The following is a 17,790-nucleotide window of genomic DNA, read 5'->3' as shown; positions in this document are numbered from 1 at the left end:
AAGCCCACCCGCGACAACACGGAGTCTCAGACCCGCCCGCGCCGGCCCGCGCCCTCAGGCACACCTGTGTCGGCGCATGACGCGCGGCGCGTCAGCGCGCCATGATCAGACTCATCGCCTCGTTGCGCGTCGCCGCGTCCCGCAACTGACCGCGCACGGCCGAGGTGAGGGTCTTCGCACCGGGCTTGCGGATGCCCCGCATCGACATGCACATGTGCTCGCACTCCACGACCACGATCACCCCCCGCGGCTCCAGGATCTCCATCAGGGAGTCCGCGATCTGCGTGGTGAGTCGTTCCTGCACCTGCGGGCGGCGGGCATAGACGTCCACCAACCGCGCCAGCTTGGACAGTCCCGTGATCTTCCCGCTGGTGGCCGGGATGTACCCGACGTGCGCCACGCCCCGGAACGGCACCAGATGGTGCTCACAGGTCGAGTACACCTCGATGTCCTTGACCAGCACCATCTCGTCGTGACCGAGGTCGAACGTCGTCGTCAGCACGTCCTCGGGCTTCTGCCACAGCCCCGCGAATATCTCCCGGTACGCCCGCGCCACCCGCGCCGGAGTCTCCAGCAGGCCTTCCCGGTCCGGGTCCTCACCGACCGCGATCAGGAGCTCGCGTACGGCGTTCTCGGCCCGCTTCTCATCGAACTCTCCGATGGGGGTCATGCCGTCCAGCGTCACGGGGTCGGTCATGTGGGTGCCTCGTTCCTGTGCCTTCACGCGTGAGGGGCACGCGTCTCAACTGCGGGTACACAAAGTGCCGCGCCCCCCAGGCTAGAACCAGGGGGGCGCGGCATCCATTCCGGGCCCGGTGGGGCCACCGGGAGCCTCGGGATCAGCTCTCGGGGCGTTCCTCCGGGGTCCGCTCCGGCGCCGGGACGGGGTCCGCCGCGGTGCTCTTGGCGGTGGTGATGGCCGGCGTCGCGCCGTTCGCCCCGTTCGTCAGGGCCAGCTCCTTGGGGGAGAGGACCGGCGGGCGGGTGGACGGCGTACGGCGGGAGGAGCCGGTCCAGGCGGGCCTGGGCGGGCGCTTGACGATCGGCGCGAAGATCTCGGCGATCTCCTCCTTGCCCAGCGTCTCCCGCTCCAGGAGGGCCAGGACCAGGTTGTCGAGGACGTCACGGTTCTCGACGAGGATCTCCCACGCCTCGTTGTGCGCGGTCTCGATGAGCTTCTTGACCTCTTCGTCGACCAGCGCGGCGACCTCTTCCGAGTAGTCGCGCTGGTGGGCCATCTCACGTCCGAGGAACGGCTCGGTGTTGTCGCCGCCGAACTTGATGGCGCCGAGCCGCTCGGTCATGCCGTACTGCGTGACCATCGCACGGGCCACACCGGTGGCCTTCTCGATGTCGTTGGCGGCACCGGTGGTCGGGTCGTGGAAGACGAGCTCCTCGGCCGCGCGGCCGCCCAGCATGTAGGCGAGCTGGTCCAGCATCTCGTTGCGCGTGGTCGAGTACTTGTCCTCGTCCGGGAGCACCATCGTGTAACCGAGGGCACGGCCCCTGGAAAGGATCGTGATCTTGTGGACGGGGTCGGAGTTCGGGGAGGCCGCCGCCACCAGGGCGTGTCCGCCCTCGTGGTACGCGGTGATCTTCTTCTCCTTGTCCGACATGATCCGGGTCCGCTTCTGCGGGCCCGCGACCACACGGTCGATCGCCTCGTCCAGCATCTTGTTGTCGATCAGCTTCTGATCGCTGCGCGCGGTCAGCAGCGCGGCCTCGTTGAGCACGTTGGCCAGGTCGGCACCGGTCATGCCGGGGGTGCGGCGGGCGACGGCCGACAGGTCGACGTCCGGGGCGACCGGCTTGCCCTTCTGGTGCACCTTGAGGATCTCGAGGCGGCCCTGCATGTCCGGGCGGTCGACCGCGATCTGGCGGTCGAAGCGGCCGGGCCGCAGCAGCGCCGGGTCGAGGATGTCGGGCCGGTTCGTCGCGGCGATGAGGATCACGCCGCCCTTGACGTCGAAGCCGTCCATCTCGACGAGGAGCTGGTTCAGGGTCTGCTCGCGCTCGTCGTGACCACCGCCGAGGCCGGCGCCGCGGTGACGGCCGACCGCGTCGATCTCGTCGACGAAGACGATCGCGGGAGCGTTCGCCTTGGCCTGCTCGAACAGGTCACGGACCCGGGAGGCACCGACACCGACGAACATCTCGACGAAGTCGGAACCGGAGATCGAGTAGAACGGCACACCGGCCTCGCCCGCGACGGCACGCGCGAGCAGGGTCTTGCCCGTACCGGGCGGGCCGTAGAGCAGGACGCCCTTGGGGATCTTCGCCCCGACGGCCTGGAACTTCGCCGGCTCCTGCAGGAACTCCTTGATCTCGTGGAGCTCCTCCACCGCCTCGTCCGATCCCGCGACGTCGGCGAACGTCGTCTTCGGGGTGTCCTTGGTGATGAGCTTCGCCTTGGACTTGCCGAACTGCATGACGCGGGAGCCGCCGCCCTGCATCTGGTTCATCAGGAACAGGAAGACGACCACGATGAGGACGAAGGGCAGCAGGGACAGCAGAATGCTCACGAACGCGTTCTGCTTGGACGGCGAGACCGTGTAGCCGTCCGGGATCTGCTTGTTCTGGAACTTGTCCTGCAGCGTGCTGGCGATGGTGACGCCCTGGTCACCGATGTAGCTCGCCTGGATCTTCGAGCTGTCCTTGACCTCGACGCCGTCCTTGAGCTGGACCTTGATGATCTGCTCGTCGCCGGTGGTCAGCTTGGCCGACTCGACCTTGTTCTCATTGATCGCCTGGACGACCTCGCCGGTGTCCACTGTCTTATAGCCGCCGGACGAGCCGACGACCTGCATCAACACGACCACGGCGAGGACGGCCAGCACGATCCACATGACCGGCCCACGGAAGTATCGCTTCACGTCCATCCATACGGAGCGGTGCCGCCCCGTCCCTCCTGCCATAGTGAGTTTGATAAAGGCTGTTCTTCGGACGGTACCCCAGCTTTGTCCCCCGAAGCTGCGGGGGACAGCCGGCAATCGCGTCCACGCATGCTCCAACGCCGCGGAGCCCGCCGGGGTTCCCGATCACGTACGGCGGGCCCGGCCCCGGGGTTCAGCCGCCGTAGACGTGAGGCGCGAGCGTACCGACGAACGGGAGGTTGCGGTACTTCTCGGCGTAGTCGAGGCCGTAACCGACGACGAACTCGTTGGGAATGTCGAAGCCGACCCACTCCACGTCGATGGCGACCTTGGCGGCATCGGGCTTGCGCAGCAGCGTGCACACCTTGAGGGAGGCGGGCTCGCGCGAGCCGAGGTTGGAGATCAGCCAGGACAGGGTCAGTCCGGAGTCGATGATGTCCTCGACGATCAGGACGTGCCGGCCCTTGATGTCGGTGTCGAGGTCCTTGAGGATCCGCACCACACCGGAGGACTGGGTGCCCGCCCCGTACGAGGACACGGCCATCCAGTCCATCGTGACGGGGGTGGACAGCGCCCGCGCGAGGTCGGCCATCACCATCACCGCGCCCTTGAGCACGCCGACGATCAACAGGTCCTTGCCCGCGTACTCCGCGTCGATCTTCGCGGCCAGCTCCGCCAGCTTGGCGTCGATCTCTTCCTTGGTGATGAGTACCTTCTCGAGGTCGGCACCCATGTCTTTCGCGTCCACCCGCATCACTTTCGGTCGTCCCACCGGCCGGTCCGGTCCGTCCCGCGACTCGTACGGGTCGGTGGGGTCCGGAATCAGCCCTGCCGAATCACCAGTCTGCCACCCTGCCGGCGGGCCACGACCCGGCCGGGGAGATTGATGGCCCCCTGACCGCGCCAGCCGGTGATCAGCCGGTCGACTTCCTCGATGTGTCGGGCGAACAGCGAACCGGCCGGCGCGCCGGCCTCGATGGCGGCGCGGCGCAGCACACGGCGGCGTACGGCGGGCGGCAGGTCGTGCAGCGCGGCGCACTCCAGTCGGCCGTCGGCGTCGCGGACGCCGGCCGCCACCCGGCCGGCCCAGGCGTCGAGGGCGTCGGCGTCGTCGCGGGAGAGCTGGGCCGTACGGGCGAGGGCCTCGACGACGCCCTTGCCGAGGGCCTTCTCCAGGGCGGGCAGGCCCTCGTGGCGGAGCCGGGAGCGGGTGTAGGCGGGGTCGGCGTTGTGCGGGTCGTCCCAGACGGGCAGGGACTGGACCATGCAGGCCTTGCGGGCGGTCTGCCGGTCGAGCTGGAGGAAGGGGCGCCGGTAACGGCCGTCGGCCCCCGAGACCGCGGCCATTCCGGACAGGGAGCGGATGCCGGAACCGCGGGCGAGGCCGAGCAGGACGGTCTCGGCCTGGTCGTCGCGGGTGTGGCCGAGCAGGACGGCGGCGGCGCCGTGCCGTTCGGCGGCGGCGTCCAGGGCGGCGTAGCGGGCGTCCCGGGCGGCGGCCTCGGGTCCGCCGCCCCGGCCGACGGTGACGGCGGTGGACTCGACGGGGTCGAGACCGAGTTCGCGCAGGCGGGAGGCGACTTCGGCGGCGCGCAGGTCGGAGCCGGCCTGGAGGCCGTGGTCGACGGTGACACCGCCGGCGCGGACGCCGAGGCGGGGTGCTTCGAAGGCGAGGGCGGAGGCGAGCGCCATGGAGTCGGCGCCGCCGGAGCAGGCCACGAGCACGAGCGGGGAGGGCGGCCGCTCGTGCGGTGCGCGGCCGGGGGCTCGGCCGTGGTCGTCGAGGATGTCGGTCAGGACGCGGCGGACCGCCAGGCGTATCGCCGCGACCGCAGGATGGGGACCCATGTCCGGTTCCCTTCATGAAGTTGTCGGGGGGTGAACCCGAGGTTCGGTCACTCAGAGTGTGTAGATGGTGACAGAACCGGGCCGTTCCCCGAGCATTGCACGCCTACTCGGGACTCACGGTCCCTCGGACGGGTGATTGAAGGGGCGTCCGTCTGCCGTCGGCCGGGTGCGGTGCATGACGGTGCGCGGGGGTCAGGCTTCCGGTTTGCGGTGCACCCGTGTGATCCAGTCCGCCGGTTTGGCGATCTCCGCCTTGGTGGGGAGCGTGTTGGGCGAGGTCCACACCCGGTTGAAGCCGTCCATGCCGACCTCCTCGACGACGGCGCGCACGAAGCGTTCGCCGTCGCGGTACTGACGGAGCTTGGCGTCCAGGCCGAGCAGCTTGCGCAGGGCCACGTCCAGGCGGGAGGCGCCTTTGGCGCGGCGCTGCTGGAACTTCTCGCGGATCTCGGCGACGCTCGGCACGACGGCGGGTCCGACACCGTCCATCACGAAGTCGGCGTGGCCCTCCAGCAGGGACATCACGGCGGTGAGCCGGCCGAGGATCTCACGCTGGGCGGGGGTCTGCACGAGCTCGACGAGGGAGCGCCCCTCGTCGCCCTCCTCGCCCTCGGGACGGCCTCCGGCGAGCGACTGGGCGGCCTCGCGGACGCGTTCCAGGACGGTCATGGGGTCGACGTCGGTCTCCCCCAGGAACGACTGGATCTCGCCCTCCAGGTGGTCGCGCAGCCAGGGCACCGCGGTGAACTGGGTGCGGTGGGTCTCCTCGTGGAGGGTCACCCACAGGCGGAAGTCGTGCGGTTCGACGTCGAGTTCGCGTTCGACGTGGACGATGTTGGGGGCGACGAGGAGCAGCCGTCCGGCGCCGTTCGCACCGGCCGGGAGGTCGCGGGTGGCGGGGGCGAAGGTCTCGTACTGGCCGAGGACGCGGGAGGCGAGGAAGGACAGCAGCATGCCCAGCTCCACGCCGGTGACCTTGCCGCCGACGGCGCCGAGGACCGCGTTGCCGGGGCTGGTGCCGCGCCGTTCCTGCATCTTGTCGAGGAGGGGTTTGAGCAGTTCGCGGAAGCCGGCGACGTTGGCCCGGACCCAGCCGGGGCGGTCGACGACGAGGAGGGGAGTGTCGTGGGTCTCCTCGGTGCCCAGACGAGTGAAGCCCCGGACGTGTTCCTCCGAGGCTTTCGCGTGCCGGCGCAGTTCCGCGACGACGGCCCTGGCCTCGTCGCGGCTCACGTCGGGGCCCGGCCGCATGAGGCGGGTCGCGGTCGCGACCGCGAGGTTCCAGTCGACCATCCCGGAAGAGGCAGCACCACCGATGCTCGTCATGCGTCAACGGTACGTGAGTGGCCCGGTTTCGGGCAGGACGGTGAGGTGAGGGGGCCCGGGCGGGCGGTCGTCGGCGCCGGGGCCCGCGGTGACCGGGTGTGGGGGTCATCGGGCCCGTGGCCCGCGATAACCGGGGGCGGGCGTTCGTCGTGCCTCCTGGTTTCTCGCCCCCGCCGCCCCTTCCCGTCCCGTCCCTGGGGGCTTCGCCCCCAGACCCCCGTTCGCGCAGTTCCCCGCGCTCCTGTGCTCCCCGCGCCCCTGTGCTCCCCGCGCCCCTTTGGGATCAGCGGCAGCCGCATGCCGCCAGGGCTGTGGCCGCCTCGTCGAGGGCGGACTGGGCTGCCGTGGGGGCGGTGGTGTTGTTCGCCAGGAAGGCGAAGGCCAGGAGGCGGCCGTCCTTGTCGACGACCGTGCCCGCCAGGGTGTTCACGCCGGTGAGCGTGCCGGTCTTGGCGCGTACGACGCCGGCCGCGCCGTCGGTGTAGCGGCCGGCGAGGGTGCCGGTGAAGCCGGCGACGGGCAGGCCGGTGAGGGCGGGGCGCAGCTCGGGGTGGGCCGGGTCGCCGGCCTTGACGAGCAGGGCGGTGAGGAGGCCGGCGGTGAGTTTGTCGCGCCGGTCGAGGCCGCTGCCGTCCTTGACGTCCGCGCCCTTCAGAGGGAGCCCGAGGTGCTTCAGACGGGTAGTGACCGCCGCGCCGGCGCCCGCGAAGTCGGCGCTCCCGCCGGTGGCCAGGGCGGTGTGGCGGGCGAGGGCCTCGGCGAGGTCGTTGTCGCTGTTGGTCAGCATCCGCTCGACGAGGGCGGCCAGCGGGGGCGAGGAGACCGTGGCGAGCGTGGAGGCGCGGGTGGTCGCCTTCGACGGGCCGGGAGGGGTGGCCTTGACGCCGTGCTCCTTCAGCAGGTCGCCGAACGTCCGCGCGGCGTCGGCCGCCGGGTCCGCGGCCCGCGGGGCCGGTCCGCTGGTGGAGCCGTCGGTGCGGGCCTCGTCGGCCATCAGGGGGGTGACGGCCGCGAGGTTCGGGTTGACCCCGATCGGGTGGATCGTGGTGCCCTTGTAGAGGGTCGTGTCGTACGACAGCGTCACCTCGCGCACCCCGCGCCTGGCCAGGGCGGCGGCGGTGCGCTCGGCGAGGTCGCGCAGGCTCGCGAGTCCCCCGGCGTCCTTCCGCGCGGTGAGCGTGGGGTCGCCGCCGCCGACCAGGACGACCTCCCCGGTGTCGGGTTCGTACACCGCGCGGGTGGTGAGGCGGTGGTCGGCACCCATCGCGGAGAGCGCGGCGACGGCAGTGGCGATCTTGGTGGTCGAGGCGGGAGTGAGCGCGTCTTCGGAGCCGGTGCCGTAGAGCCGTTCACCGGTGGCCACGTCGACCACGGCGGCGGAGTGGCGGCCGAGCGCCGGGTTCTTCAGCAGCGGGTCCAGGACGGCGCCGAGGGCCTTGCCGCCGGGCGCCGACCTCACGGTGGTGGCGGTGCCACCGAGGCCGGTGAGCACGGAGACGGCCGGCGGGACGGCCTGGGGGCCGCGGGGCGGCGTGCCGGCGTGGGCGCGGGTGCCGCCGTGATCTGTGCCACGCGCGGCTTCCAGGGCCACGGCCCGGTCCCGTTCGGCCGTACGCTGACCCGAGGAGTCCCAGGGACCGGCGGCGGTCGCCACACCCGCGGCCAGCGCCAGACCGGCGGTGGCGGCGGTCGCGGTGAACTGCCAGGTCTTCGGCCGCGGGACCCGCGGTGATTCCGGCCGGCCCGGCCGCGCGAACCGTGGCCCGACGGCCGCGGCGAGGCGCGCCAGCCGTGGTCGTACGGTCTCCGCGGCCCGGGCGAGACGCGGCCGTACGGCGTCCGCGATCCGCGCGACATGCGGTCCCGCGGCCCGCCAAGGCCTCAGCTCTGGCACGACCACCAGCCCCTTTCGCGATCACACACCTGCGTGAGGGACACTTAATCACCAGAACTATGTGCTGATCATGGAGGAGCGTCCGGTGGAGTTCGACGTCACGATCGAGATCCCGAAGGGTTCGCGGAACAAGTACGAGGTGGACCACGAGACGGGTCGGATCCGCCTGGACCGTCGGCTCTTCACCTCGACCGCCTACCCGACCGACTACGGCTTCGTCGAGAACACCCTCGGCGAGGACGGCGACCCGCTGGACGCGCTGGTCATCCTGGACGAGCCGACGTTCCCGGGCTGCCTGATCCGCTGCCGCGCGATCGGCATGTTCCGGATGACGGACGAGGCCGGCGGCGACGACAAGCTGCTCTGCGTCCCGTCGACGGACCCGCGCGTGGAGCACCTGCGGGACATCCACCACGTGTCCGAGTTCGACCGCCTGGAGATCCAGCACTTCTTCGAGGTCTACAAGGACCTGGAGCCGGGCAAGTCGGTCGAGGGCGCCAACTGGGTCGGCCGGGTGGACGCCGAGGCGGAGATCGAGCGGTCCTACAAGCGTTTCAAGGAGACGGGCGGCCACTGAGCCCTCCCGCCTGCGCGACGCAGGAACGGGCCGCACGCACGCGTGCGGCCCGTTTTGCCGTGCGTGCGCATACTGAGGCTGTACGGGGCAGGCTTACGGACGGTCTCACGGACGGTGTCGTAAAGGGAGAGCGGAGCAGGTGACGGACGCGGAGGACCGCAAGCCGCAGTCGGACGAGGCGAGGAGCGCGTTCACGCCTCCCGCCGGTGTCGCGGCGCCGGCCGAGGCCGAATCGTCGACGACGTCCGAGTTCGCCGTTCCCCGAGGGCTGGCCGTACCGGCGACCGGTACGGAGTCCGAGACGACCTCCGAGTTCGCCGTTCCCGACGGGCTGGACGTGCCCCCGCCGCCCTCGGACGGGACGGAGGGGTCGGCGTTCAGCACGCCGAGCACCTACAGCGCGAAGCAGACGGCCGCGTTCACCCCGGCGAGCGGGATCCCGCTGGTCAGCCTGGCCAAGGACGTGCCGTGGCAGGACCGGATGCGCACCATGCTGCGCATGCCGGTGACCGAGCGGCCGGCTCCGGAGCCGGTGCAGCGGCACGACGAGACCGGGCCGGCCGTGCCGCGCGTGCTCGACCTGACCCTGCGCATCGGCGAGCTGCTGCTGGCGGGCGGCGAGGGAGCCGAGGACGTGGAGGCGGCGATGTTCGCCGTGTGCCGCTCCTACGGCCTGGACCGCTGCGAGCCCAACGTCACGTTCACCCTGCTGTCGATCTCCCACCAGCCCTCCCTGGTCGACGACCCGGTGACCGCGTCGCGCACGGTGCGGCGCCGCAGCCCCGACTACACCCGGCTGGCGGCCGTCTACCAGCTGGTGGACGACCTCAGCGACGACGAGACGCACGTCTCCCTGGAGGAGGCCTACCGCCGGCTGGCGGAGATCCGCCGCAACCGGCACCCGTACCCCGGCTGGGCGCTGACCGTGGCGAGCGGACTGCTCGCGGGTGCGGCGTCGGTGCTCGTCGGCGGCGGCTTCCTGGTGTTCGTGTCGGCCGCGGTCGGCGCGATGCTCGGCGACCGGCTGGCCTGGCTGTGCGCGGGGCGCGGGCTGCCGGAGTTCTACCAGTTCACGGTGGCCGCGATGCCGCCGGCCGCGATCGGGGTGGCGCTGACGCTGGCGCACGCGGACGTGAAGGCGTCCGCGGTGATCACCGGTGGGCTGTTCGCGCTGCTGCCCGGGCGGGCGCTGGTGGCCGGCGTGCAGGACGGCCTGACCGGCTTCTACATCACGGCGTCCGCGCGTCTGCTGGAGGTCCTGTACTTCTTCGTGGGCATCGTGGCCGGGGTGCTGACGGTGCTGTACTTCGGCGTGCAGCTGGGCGCCAGGCTGAACCCGGACGCGGCGCTCGGCGTCTCCGACGACCCGCTGTGGCAGATCGCCGCGTCGATGGTGCTGTCCCTGGCCTTCGCGGTGCTGCTCCAGCAGGAACGGTCCACCGTGCTGATGGCGACCCTGAACGGCGGGGTCGCCTGGGTGGTGTACGGCGCGATGCACTACACGGGCGACATCTCGCCGGTGGTCTCCACGACCGCGGCGGCGGGTCTCGTGGGCCTGTTCGGGCAGTTGCTGGCCCGGTACCGGTTCGCGTCCGCGCTGCCGTACACCACGGCGGCGATCGGACCGCTGCTGCCCGGTTCCGCCACGTACTTCGGCCTGCTGGGCATCGCCCAGAACGAGGTCGAATCGGGGCTGACGTCCCTCACGAAGGCCGTGGCCCTGGCCATGGCCATCGCGATCGGGGTGAACCTCGGGTCGGAGATCTCGCGGATCTTCCTGCGGATCGGGTCCGCGGAGAAGCGCCGGGCGGCGAAGCGGACGCGGGGGTTTTAGCGCGGGCGCCGTTTTGGTCTCGGCGCCATCCGGCTCGGGGCCTCGTGTGCGTTGGCGGCCGCGGGCCGGTGGGGGCTTTTCGCGCAGTTCCCCGCGCCCCTTAGGACGGTTCAGTAGCCGCGGTTGTAAGGCTGCTGCTGGTTGTAGTACTCGTCGCCGTACGGCTGCTGCGGCTGCTGCTGCGGGTACCCCTGATCGCCGTACGGCTGCTGCGGCTGCTGCGGATAGCCCTGGTTGCCGTAGTGCTGCTGCCGGGGCTGCTGCGGGGTGGGCGGGGTGATGCGGCGCAGCTGGGTCGTGGCGTCGTCCATGACCGGGTGCTGGGGGTTCTGGGGGTACTGCGGGGCGGCGGCCGGGGTCTCGGCGGCGGCGCGCTTCTTCTTCCCGCGCTCGCGCAGGTACTCGATGATGATCGGCACCACGGAGACGAGGACGATCAGGACGAGGATCGGCTCGACGTTGGTCTTGATGAACTCGATCTGCCCGAGCCAGTAGCCCGCGAGGGTGACACCGCAGCCCCAGGCGACACCGCCGATGAGGTTGTACGTGAGGAACGTGCGGTACTTCATGCGGCCGGCGCCCGCCACGATGGGGGCGAACGTGCGCACGATCGGGACGAAGCGGGCCAGGACGATCGCCTTGGGGCCGTACTTCTCCATGAACTCGTGCGCTTTCTCCAGGTTCTCCTGTTTGAAGAGCTTGGAGTTCGGCCGGCTGAACAGCTTGGGTCCGAAGAACTTGCCGATCATGTAACCGACTTGGTCGCCGAGGACGGCGGCCATCACGATCAGCGTGCACACCAGCCACAGCGGCTGGCTGATGTAGTTGCCCTCGGCCACGAAGAGACCCGCCGTGAACAGCAGGGAGTCACCGGGCAGGAACGCGAAGAGTCCGGACTCCGCGAAGACGATCAGCAGGATGCCGGGAAGGCTGAAGGTCTCGATCAGGTAGTCCGGGCTCAGCCACTCAGGGCCGAGCGCAAGCGTGGTCACGGGGATGTGGCTCCTGCAGCTGGGGGGTAAGGGCTGGGCTGGCTGCCCAAATTATGAACGCAGCCGTCGGGACCCAGGTTCCGCGGGGGTACCCAGGATGCCCTGTGACCCGTCCCGGAGAAAGCCGTGAGCCGTGGTGCGGGAAACAACCCGCAGGTCGTGGCCCGGATGTGAGCCGGACCACGACGCTCAGGCGGTGTGCCGCGCGGCGTTGGCGAGGATCGCCTCCTTGAGGTGCTCGGCGAGGCCGGGCCGCATGGAGTCGTAGTAGGCCTTGAACCGCTCGTCGGAGACGTACATCTCCCCGAAGCACCGGTGCATCTCGTACGGCACCTCGAAGTACCACTTGCTGACGTGCCGGCGGTGCTCCTCGGCCAGGTCCATGGCCGCCTCCCCGGACGGCTGCCCTCCGGCGGCCACCAGGGCGGTGTACCGCTCCTGCCAGTCGTCGACCTCGGCCTGGACGCGCTTCCAGTCCTCCTTGGTGTACCGGGCGACGCGGCGCTGCGACTCGGCGTACGCCTCGGTGCCGCCCCAGCGTTCCTCGGCCTCCTCGGCGTACTGCTCGGGGTCCTTGTCCCCGAACACCTCGAACTTCTCCTCGGGCGTGAGATTGATCCCCATCTTGCGTGCCTCCATGGCGTTTTCCACGGCCGCCGCCATCTTCCTCAGCTTCTCGATCCGGGCGGTCAGCAGTTCGTGCTGCCGGCGCAGGTGTGCGCGCGGGTCCGCGTCCGGGTCGTCGAGCAGGACGGCGACCTCGTCGAGCGGGAAGCCGAGCTCGCGGTAGAACAGGATCTGCTGCAACCGGTCGAGGTCGGCGTCGCCGTAGCGCCGGTGCCCCGCGTGGCTGCGCTCGCTGGGCACGAGCAGGCCGATGTCGTCGTAGTGGTGCAGGGTGCGCACGGTGACACCGGCGAAGCCGGACACCTGTCCCACGGAGTAGCTCACTTCCGCTCCCTTCTCGGTACGCGCTCCAGCCTGGGTCCTCACGCCACGTGAGGTGCAAGCCGGTTACCGATTTGCCCGTCTTGTCCCTTTATCGTGTGCGCGTGGCCCAGGACAGCTCGCAGCAGGCACCCCCCGCCGCCCCGGCACGCGCCCTGCTGCCGGCCGTCGTCCCCGCGCTGGTCGTGGGCGTGGCGACGAGCCTGATCCTGGTGGGGGTGAGCACGGCGGCCGAGGGGCTGCAGGACGTGCTCTGGCAGGACCTGCCGGACGCCCTCGGTGTCGGCGGGTACTCCGTGCCGTGGATGTTCGCGGTGCTCGTCGCCACCGGGATCGCGGTCGGACTGGTCGTGTGGAAGGTACCGGGCCACGCGGGCCCCGATCCGGCGACCACCGGTCTCGACGCGCCCGTACTGCCGCCCGCGGCGCTGCCGGGGCTGCTGCTGGCGACCGCGTTCGTGCTGGCCGGCGGGCCCAGTCTGGGGCCCGAGAACCCGATCATCGCCGTGAACGTCTCGCTGGCGGTCCTGCTGGGCACCAGGGCCTTCCCCAGGGCCCCGGAGCGGGGCTGGGTGGCGCTGGCGGAGGCCGGGACGATCGGCGCGCTGTTCGGCACGCCGGTCGCCGCCGCGCTGGTCATCTCCGAGGCGCTGGCCGGGCAGCGGATCAAGGGACGGCTGTGGGACAGCCTCTTCGCGCCGCTGGCCGCCGCCGGGGCCGGTGCGCTCACCACCTCGCTGGTGTCGCGGCCGAGTTTCGATCTCCGTCTGCCGCCGTTCGGGCGGCCCGGCTGGGGCGACCTGCTGGCGTCCCTCGTGGTGGCCCCGGCGGGCGCGGTGCTCGGCATGTGCGCCGTGTACGCCTTCCCGTACGTCCACGGGGCCTTCGCGCGGCTGCGGCACCCGATGCTGATGCTCCCGGCCGGTGGCGTGGTGCTGGGCGCCCTGGCCGCACTGGGCGGGCATCTGACCCTGTTCAAGGGGCTCGACGAGATCGGGGAGCTGGCGCGCGATCCCGACGGCTGGTCGGCGGGCGGGTTCGCCACCATGACGGCGGTGAAGCTGGCCGCGCTGCTCGTCGCCGCGTCCTGCGGCTTCCGGGGCGGGCGGATCTTCCCCGCGGTGTTCGTCGGCACCGCGCTCGGGCTGTGCGCGCACGCCCTGGTGCCCGGGGTACAGCCGGCGGTGGGCGTGTCGGCGGGGGTGCTGGGGATCCTGCTGGCCATCACCCGGCAGGGCTGGGTGAGCCTGTTCGTCGCCGCCGTCCTGGTCCCCTCCCCCGGGATCCTCGCCCTCCTGTGCGTCGCGTCGCTGCCGGCCTGGCTGCTGGTGACGGGCCGCCCGCTGATGCAGCTGCGGGAGGACGGGACAGCCGTGCGATGACCTTCCCCCCTTCTCTCCCGCCCCCGTCGCCCCCGAGACCAAGGAGACCCCGTGCCGCTCCACAGAGGCCCGCAGCACGACGAGCGCCCCGTGTCCGTCAATCCCTTCCTGGGACCGGCCAATCCGGTCGGGGACATGACCGAGGCGCCGCCCAAGCACCGGCTGCCCGACACGCCCATGGCGCCCTCGACGGCGTACCAGCTCGTGCACGACGAGCTGATGCTGGACGGCAACGCGCGGCTGAACCTGGCCACCTTCGTCACCACCTGGATGGAGCCGGAGGCCGGCCGTCTGATGGCGGAGTGCCGGGACAAGAACATGATCGACAAGGACGAGTACCCGCGCACCGCCGAGCTGGAGCGGCGCTGTGTGGCGATGCTCGCCGACCTGTGGCACGCGCCCGATCCGGCGGCGGCCGTGGGCTGTTCGACGACCGGTTCGAGCGAGGCGTGCATGCTCGCCGGGATGGCGCTGAAGCGCCGCTGGAGCGAACGAGGCCCCGCGCGGGGTGCCCGGCCGAACCTCGTCATGGGCGTCAACGTGCAGGTCTGCTGGGACAAGTTCTGCACCTTCTGGGAGGTGGAGCCCCGTCAGGTGCCCATGGAGGGCGAGCGGTTCCACCTCGACCCGGAGGCCGCCGCCGGGCTGTGCGACGAGAACACCATCGGGGTCGTCGGCGTCCTGGGCTCCACCTTCGACGGGTCGTACGAGCCGGTCGCCGGCCTGTGCGCCGCGCTGGACGAGCTCCAGGAGCGCACCGGTCTCGACATCCCCGTGCACGTCGACGGGGCGTCCGGTGCGATGGTCGCACCGTTCCTCGACGAGGACCTGGTGTGGGACTTCCGTCTCCCGCGCGTGGCGTCCATCAACACCTCGGGGCACAAGTACGGGCTGGTGTACCCGGGTGTCGGCTGGGCGCTGTGGCGGGACGCGGAGGCGCTGCCCGAGGAGCTGGTCTTCAGGGTGAACTACCTGGGCGGCGACATGCCGACCTTCGCGCTGAACTTCTCCCGGCCGGGCGCGCAGGTCGTGGCGCAGTACTACACGTTCCTGCGGCTCGGCCGGGAGGGCTACCGCGCGGTGCAGCAGGCCACGCGGGACGTCGCGCGGGGGCTCGCGGAACGGATCGGGGCGCTCGGCGGCTTCCGGCTGCTCACACGGGGCGACCAGCTCCCGGTGTTCGCGTTCACGACCGCCGACGACGTGACGGCGTACGACGTCTTCGACGTGTCCCGGCGGATGCGGGAGCACGGCTGGCTGGTGCCCGCGTACACCTTCCCGGCGAACCGCCAGGACCTCTCCGTCCTGCGCGTGGTGTGCCGCAACGGCTTCTCGGAGGATCTCGCGGACGTGTTCGCCGAGGACCTGGCCCGGCTGCTGCCGGAGCTGCGCCGGCAGCCGCGTCCCCTCACCCGTGACAGGAACGCGGCCACCGGCTTCCACCACTAGGCGGTGTCCGACACATGAGCGCGGGGGAAGGAGCGGCGTCCGGTGCGTGCGATCGCAAGGCGCTGGAGCGTCCTCGATGGGGGTCCCCCCGCTCGAGCGAAGCCGGGAGTGGGGGAGGGCCACGTGGGTGTTCCGGCAACGCGGCCGGGGGTCCCCCTCGGGGGGAGTGCGTGCCGGACGCCGCGACGCCGCGGGCATGTGTCGGACACCGCCTAGCGGCTGAGCCGCGAGAACCGGCGCACCGCCAGCGGGAAGAACACCGCCAGCAGCGCCAGCGGCCAGACGACGGCGGCCCCTACGTGGCCCGGTTCGCCGCCGGGGCTTGCGAACAGGTCGCGTACGGCCGTGGCGGTGTGGGACAGGGGGTTCCACTGGACGACCGTGCCCAGCCAGCCGGGCATGGACGCGGGGGTGGCGAAGGCGTTGGACAGGAAGCCGACCGGCCAGACCAGGATCTGCACGGCCTGCACCAGTTCCGGTTTCCCGGCGACCAGCGCCAGGTGGATGCCGATCCACAGCATGGCGAACCGGAACAGCAGGAGCAGCCCCACGGCGCCCAGGAAGCCCGCCGGGCCGCCCTGGGCGCGCCAGCCGAGCGCGGCGGCGACGGCGAGGAGCATCGCCAGGCCGAGCACCGACTGGAGCATGTCGGCGGCGGAACGGCCCACCAGGACCGCGCCGTTGGCCATGGGCATGGAGCGGAAGCGGTCGATGACGCCCTTGTCGAGGTCCTGGGTGACGGCGACCATCGTGCCCTCCAGGCCGAAGGCCATGGTGAGCGCGAGCATGCCGGGCACCAGGAAGTCGAGGTACTCGCCGCTCACGCCCCGGCCGCCGCCGACCAGGTAGCCGAACATCAGCAGCAGCATCACCGGGAAGACCAGGTTCACCACCACCGCGACCGGTTGCCGCCCCCAGCGGGCGAGTTCGCGGCGGGTCATGGTCCAGGAGTCGGTCAGGGCGTACGTCGTGGTGGTCACGCGGCCTCCTTCACTCGGTCGTCGTGCCCGGTCAGCCGCAGGAACACCTCGTCGAGCGTGGGCCTGCGCAGGGCGATGTCCTCGGCCTCGACGCCTGCCTCCTCCAGCGCGCGGACGACCCCGGCCAGGGCCGCCATGCGGTCGGTGACGGGAGCGCTGAGCAGCCGCCGGTCGGGGTCCACGGTGACCGTGTCCTTCGGTACGGGCAGCAGGGCGACGGCCGTGCCCAGCTGCCCGGCGTCGCGCAGGACGACGTCGATGCGGTCGCCGCCGATGGCCGCCTTGAGCTCGTCCGCCGTGCCGTCGGCGACGACCCGGCCGGCGTCCACCAGGGAGATGCGGTCGGCGAGCTGGTCGGCCTCCTCCAGGTACTGGGTGGTGAGCAGGACCGTCGTACCGCCGCCGACCAGGGAGCGGACGGAGTCCCACACCTCCGCGCGGCCGCGCGGGTCGAGGCCCGTGGTCGGTTCGTCCAGGAAGAGCACCTCCGGTTCGGTGATCAGGGAGGCGGCGAGGTCCAGCCGGCGGCGCATGCCGCCGCTGTACTGCTTGACCGCCTTGTGTCCGGTGCCGGAGAGATCGAAGCGCTCCAGCAGTTCACCGGCACGCGCGCGTGCGCGTCGCGCACCCAGGTGGTGCAGCCGGCCGAACAGCTCCAGGTTCTGCCGGCCGCCGAGTTCCTCGTCGAGTGCCGCGTGCTGGCCGAGCAGGCCGATGCGCAGCCGTACGGCGTACGCCTCGCGCACGACGTCGTGTCCCGCCACCTCGATCCGGCCCGCGTCGGGCCGCAGCAGGGTGGCCAGGATCCTCACCAGGGTGGTCTTGCCCGCGCCGTTCGGACCGAGCACCCCGTGCACCGTGCCGCGCGCGACCGTCAGGTCGAGCCCGTCCAGTGCGGGGCCACTGCCGCCGCCCCTGTATGTCTTGTGTGCTTCCTCGACGGTGATCGCCGCGTCGGACACAGAAACTCCCTCGCTAGTCAAACTTGACTACCAGCCCGGACGGTATACCCGCGCCTCCTTCTGGTCAAACTTGATTAACGGTCGTCCCCGGGATGCCGCTCCCCCGTCCCGTACGGGTTCTCCTCCCCCTCGGCCAGGACGCCGACGAACGGCTCGCCCTCACCGGCGAAGGTGTAGGCGCCGCCCCTGATGCGCTCGATGAGCCCCCGGGTCCATTCGGCACCGAAGTCGGCCGAGTGGACCCAGAAGTCCATGATCTCCCCGATGTGGCCGAGCCGGCCGGGACCGTCCTCGGGCGTGTAGTACTCGGTGACGGCCGTGCGCCATTCCCCGATGGAACGCATCCGCTGTTCGAGGAGCGCGAGCGCCTCCTCGCGCTTCAGGTCGACCATGAGCCCGAGCCCCGCCGACAGCACGTCCGGCTTCTGGTCGTAGGAGGTCAGGGCCTCCCGCAGCAGCCGGAAGAACTCCTCGGTTCCCTGCTCGGTGATCTCGTACTCCGTGCGCGGCGGGCCGCCGGCCGTGGACGGCGCGATCTCGTGCGCGTGCAGCAGGCCCTGCTTCGCCATCTGCTTCAGCGCGTGGTAGATCGAGCCGGGCTTGGCGCTGGACCACTCGTGCGCGCCCCAGTACTCCAGGTCGTTGCGCACCTGGTACCCGTGGGCCCGCCCGTGCTGGCGCACCGCGCCGAGCACCAGGAGACGGATCACTGACATGCGCCCAGC

The 17,790-nt window shown here is 71.4% G+C and carries 15 protein-coding genes; 4 read left to right on the top strand and 11 right to left on the bottom strand.

From position 1 onward, the window contains the following. Positions 1–91: 91 nt before the first annotated feature. The 6 genes from folE to dacB form a co-directional block, all read right to left on the bottom strand. Positions 92–697, bottom strand: coding sequence for a GTP cyclohydrolase I FolE (gene folE, locus ACF1DX_RS15140; RefSeq protein ID WP_391791601.1), 606 nt, complete (start codon positions 695–697; stop codon positions 92–94). Between the two features lie 142 nt (positions 698–839). Further along, complete coding sequence (ftsH, locus tag ACF1DX_RS15135) at positions 840–2,879, bottom strand: ATP-dependent zinc metalloprotease FtsH (protein WP_391791600.1); 2,040 nt, start codon at positions 2,877–2,879, stop codon at positions 840–842. 187 nt (positions 2,880–3,066) lie between these two features. Beyond that, complete coding sequence (hpt, locus tag ACF1DX_RS15130) at positions 3,067–3,627, bottom strand: hypoxanthine phosphoribosyltransferase (protein WP_030863364.1); 561 nt, start codon at positions 3,625–3,627, stop codon at positions 3,067–3,069. 68 nt (positions 3,628–3,695) lie between these two features. After that, the gene (gene tilS / locus ACF1DX_RS15125; RefSeq protein ID WP_391791599.1) at positions 3,696–4,721 is read right to left on the bottom strand and encodes a tRNA lysidine(34) synthetase TilS; all 1,026 of its coding nucleotides are present in this window, start codon (positions 4,719–4,721) and stop codon (positions 3,696–3,698) included. 192 nt (positions 4,722–4,913) lie between these two features. Beyond that, positions 4,914–6,047: a zinc-dependent metalloprotease gene (locus tag ACF1DX_RS15120; RefSeq protein ID WP_391791598.1), complete on the bottom strand. Its 1,134-nt coding sequence runs from the start codon at positions 6,045–6,047 to the stop codon at positions 4,914–4,916. Positions 6,048–6,330: 283 nt separating this feature from the next. Next, positions 6,331–7,947, bottom strand: a complete 1,617-nt coding sequence (gene dacB / locus ACF1DX_RS15115; RefSeq protein ID WP_391791597.1) for a D-alanyl-D-alanine carboxypeptidase/D-alanyl-D-alanine-endopeptidase — start codon at positions 7,945–7,947, stop codon at positions 6,331–6,333. 79 nt (positions 7,948–8,026) lie between these two features. Here dacB and ACF1DX_RS15110 point away from each other — a divergent pair, with 79 nt between their 5' ends. Together ACF1DX_RS15110 and ACF1DX_RS15105 are read left to right on the top strand one after the other, a co-directional pair. Next, positions 8,027–8,518, top strand: a complete 492-nt coding sequence (locus ACF1DX_RS15110; protein ID WP_030828087.1) for an inorganic diphosphatase — start codon at positions 8,027–8,029, stop codon at positions 8,516–8,518. Positions 8,519–8,657: 139 nt separating this feature from the next. Continuing rightward, on the top strand, positions 8,658–10,352 hold the full coding sequence (locus ACF1DX_RS15105) for a threonine/serine exporter family protein (RefSeq protein ID WP_391791596.1): 1,695 nt from the start codon (positions 8,658–8,660) through the stop codon (positions 10,350–10,352). Positions 10,353–10,462: 110 nt separating this feature from the next. Here ACF1DX_RS15105 and ACF1DX_RS15100 read toward each other — a convergent pair whose 3' ends face one another. Then, on the bottom strand, positions 10,463–11,344 hold the full coding sequence (locus tag ACF1DX_RS15100; protein WP_391791595.1) for a DedA family protein: 882 nt from the start codon (positions 11,342–11,344) through the stop codon (positions 10,463–10,465). A 189-nt stretch (positions 11,345–11,533) separates the two neighbouring features. Further along, positions 11,534–12,295: a MerR family transcriptional regulator gene (locus ACF1DX_RS15095; RefSeq protein WP_391791594.1), complete on the bottom strand. Its 762-nt coding sequence runs from the start codon at positions 12,293–12,295 to the stop codon at positions 11,534–11,536. 101 nt (positions 12,296–12,396) lie between these two features. Between ACF1DX_RS15095 and ACF1DX_RS15090 the strand changes: the two genes are divergently transcribed. Both ACF1DX_RS15090 and ACF1DX_RS15085 read left to right on the top strand, forming a co-directional pair. Next, positions 12,397–13,674: an ion channel protein gene (locus tag ACF1DX_RS15090; protein WP_391791593.1), complete on the top strand. Its 1,278-nt coding sequence runs from the start codon at positions 12,397–12,399 to the stop codon at positions 13,672–13,674. A gap of 51 nt (positions 13,675–13,725) precedes the next feature. Next, positions 13,726–15,123, top strand: coding sequence for a glutamate decarboxylase (locus tag ACF1DX_RS15085; RefSeq protein WP_391791592.1), 1,398 nt, complete (start codon positions 13,726–13,728; stop codon positions 15,121–15,123). Between the two features lie 212 nt (positions 15,124–15,335). Here the strand turns inward: ACF1DX_RS15085 and ACF1DX_RS15080 are convergent, their stop codons facing one another. The 3 genes from ACF1DX_RS15080 to ACF1DX_RS15070 all read right to left on the bottom strand — a co-directional run bounded on the left by ACF1DX_RS15080 (position 15,336) and on the right by ACF1DX_RS15070 (position 17,781). Beyond that, positions 15,336–16,064 (bottom strand): ABC transporter permease, encoded by a 729-nt coding sequence (locus ACF1DX_RS15080; RefSeq protein ID WP_391791673.1) that lies wholly within the window; start codon positions 16,062–16,064, stop codon positions 15,336–15,338. A gap of 35 nt (positions 16,065–16,099) precedes the next feature. Further along, the gene (locus ACF1DX_RS15075) at positions 16,100–17,065 is read right to left on the bottom strand and encodes an ATP-binding cassette domain-containing protein (RefSeq protein ID WP_391791591.1); all 966 of its coding nucleotides are present in this window, start codon (positions 17,063–17,065) and stop codon (positions 16,100–16,102) included. A gap of 74 nt (positions 17,066–17,139) precedes the next feature. Next, the gene (locus ACF1DX_RS15070) at positions 17,140–17,781 is read right to left on the bottom strand and encodes a helix-turn-helix transcriptional regulator (RefSeq protein WP_391791590.1); all 642 of its coding nucleotides are present in this window, start codon (positions 17,779–17,781) and stop codon (positions 17,140–17,142) included. Between the last annotated feature and the right edge of the window lie 9 nt (positions 17,782–17,790).

The organism is Streptomyces sp. NPDC014676 (assembly GCF_043084105.1).
Taxonomy (GTDB): domain Bacteria; phylum Actinomycetota; class Actinomycetes; order Streptomycetales; family Streptomycetaceae; genus Streptomyces.
The sequence above is the reverse complement of the archived record's forward strand: the minus strand, read 5'-3'. Positions and strand labels throughout refer to the sequence as shown.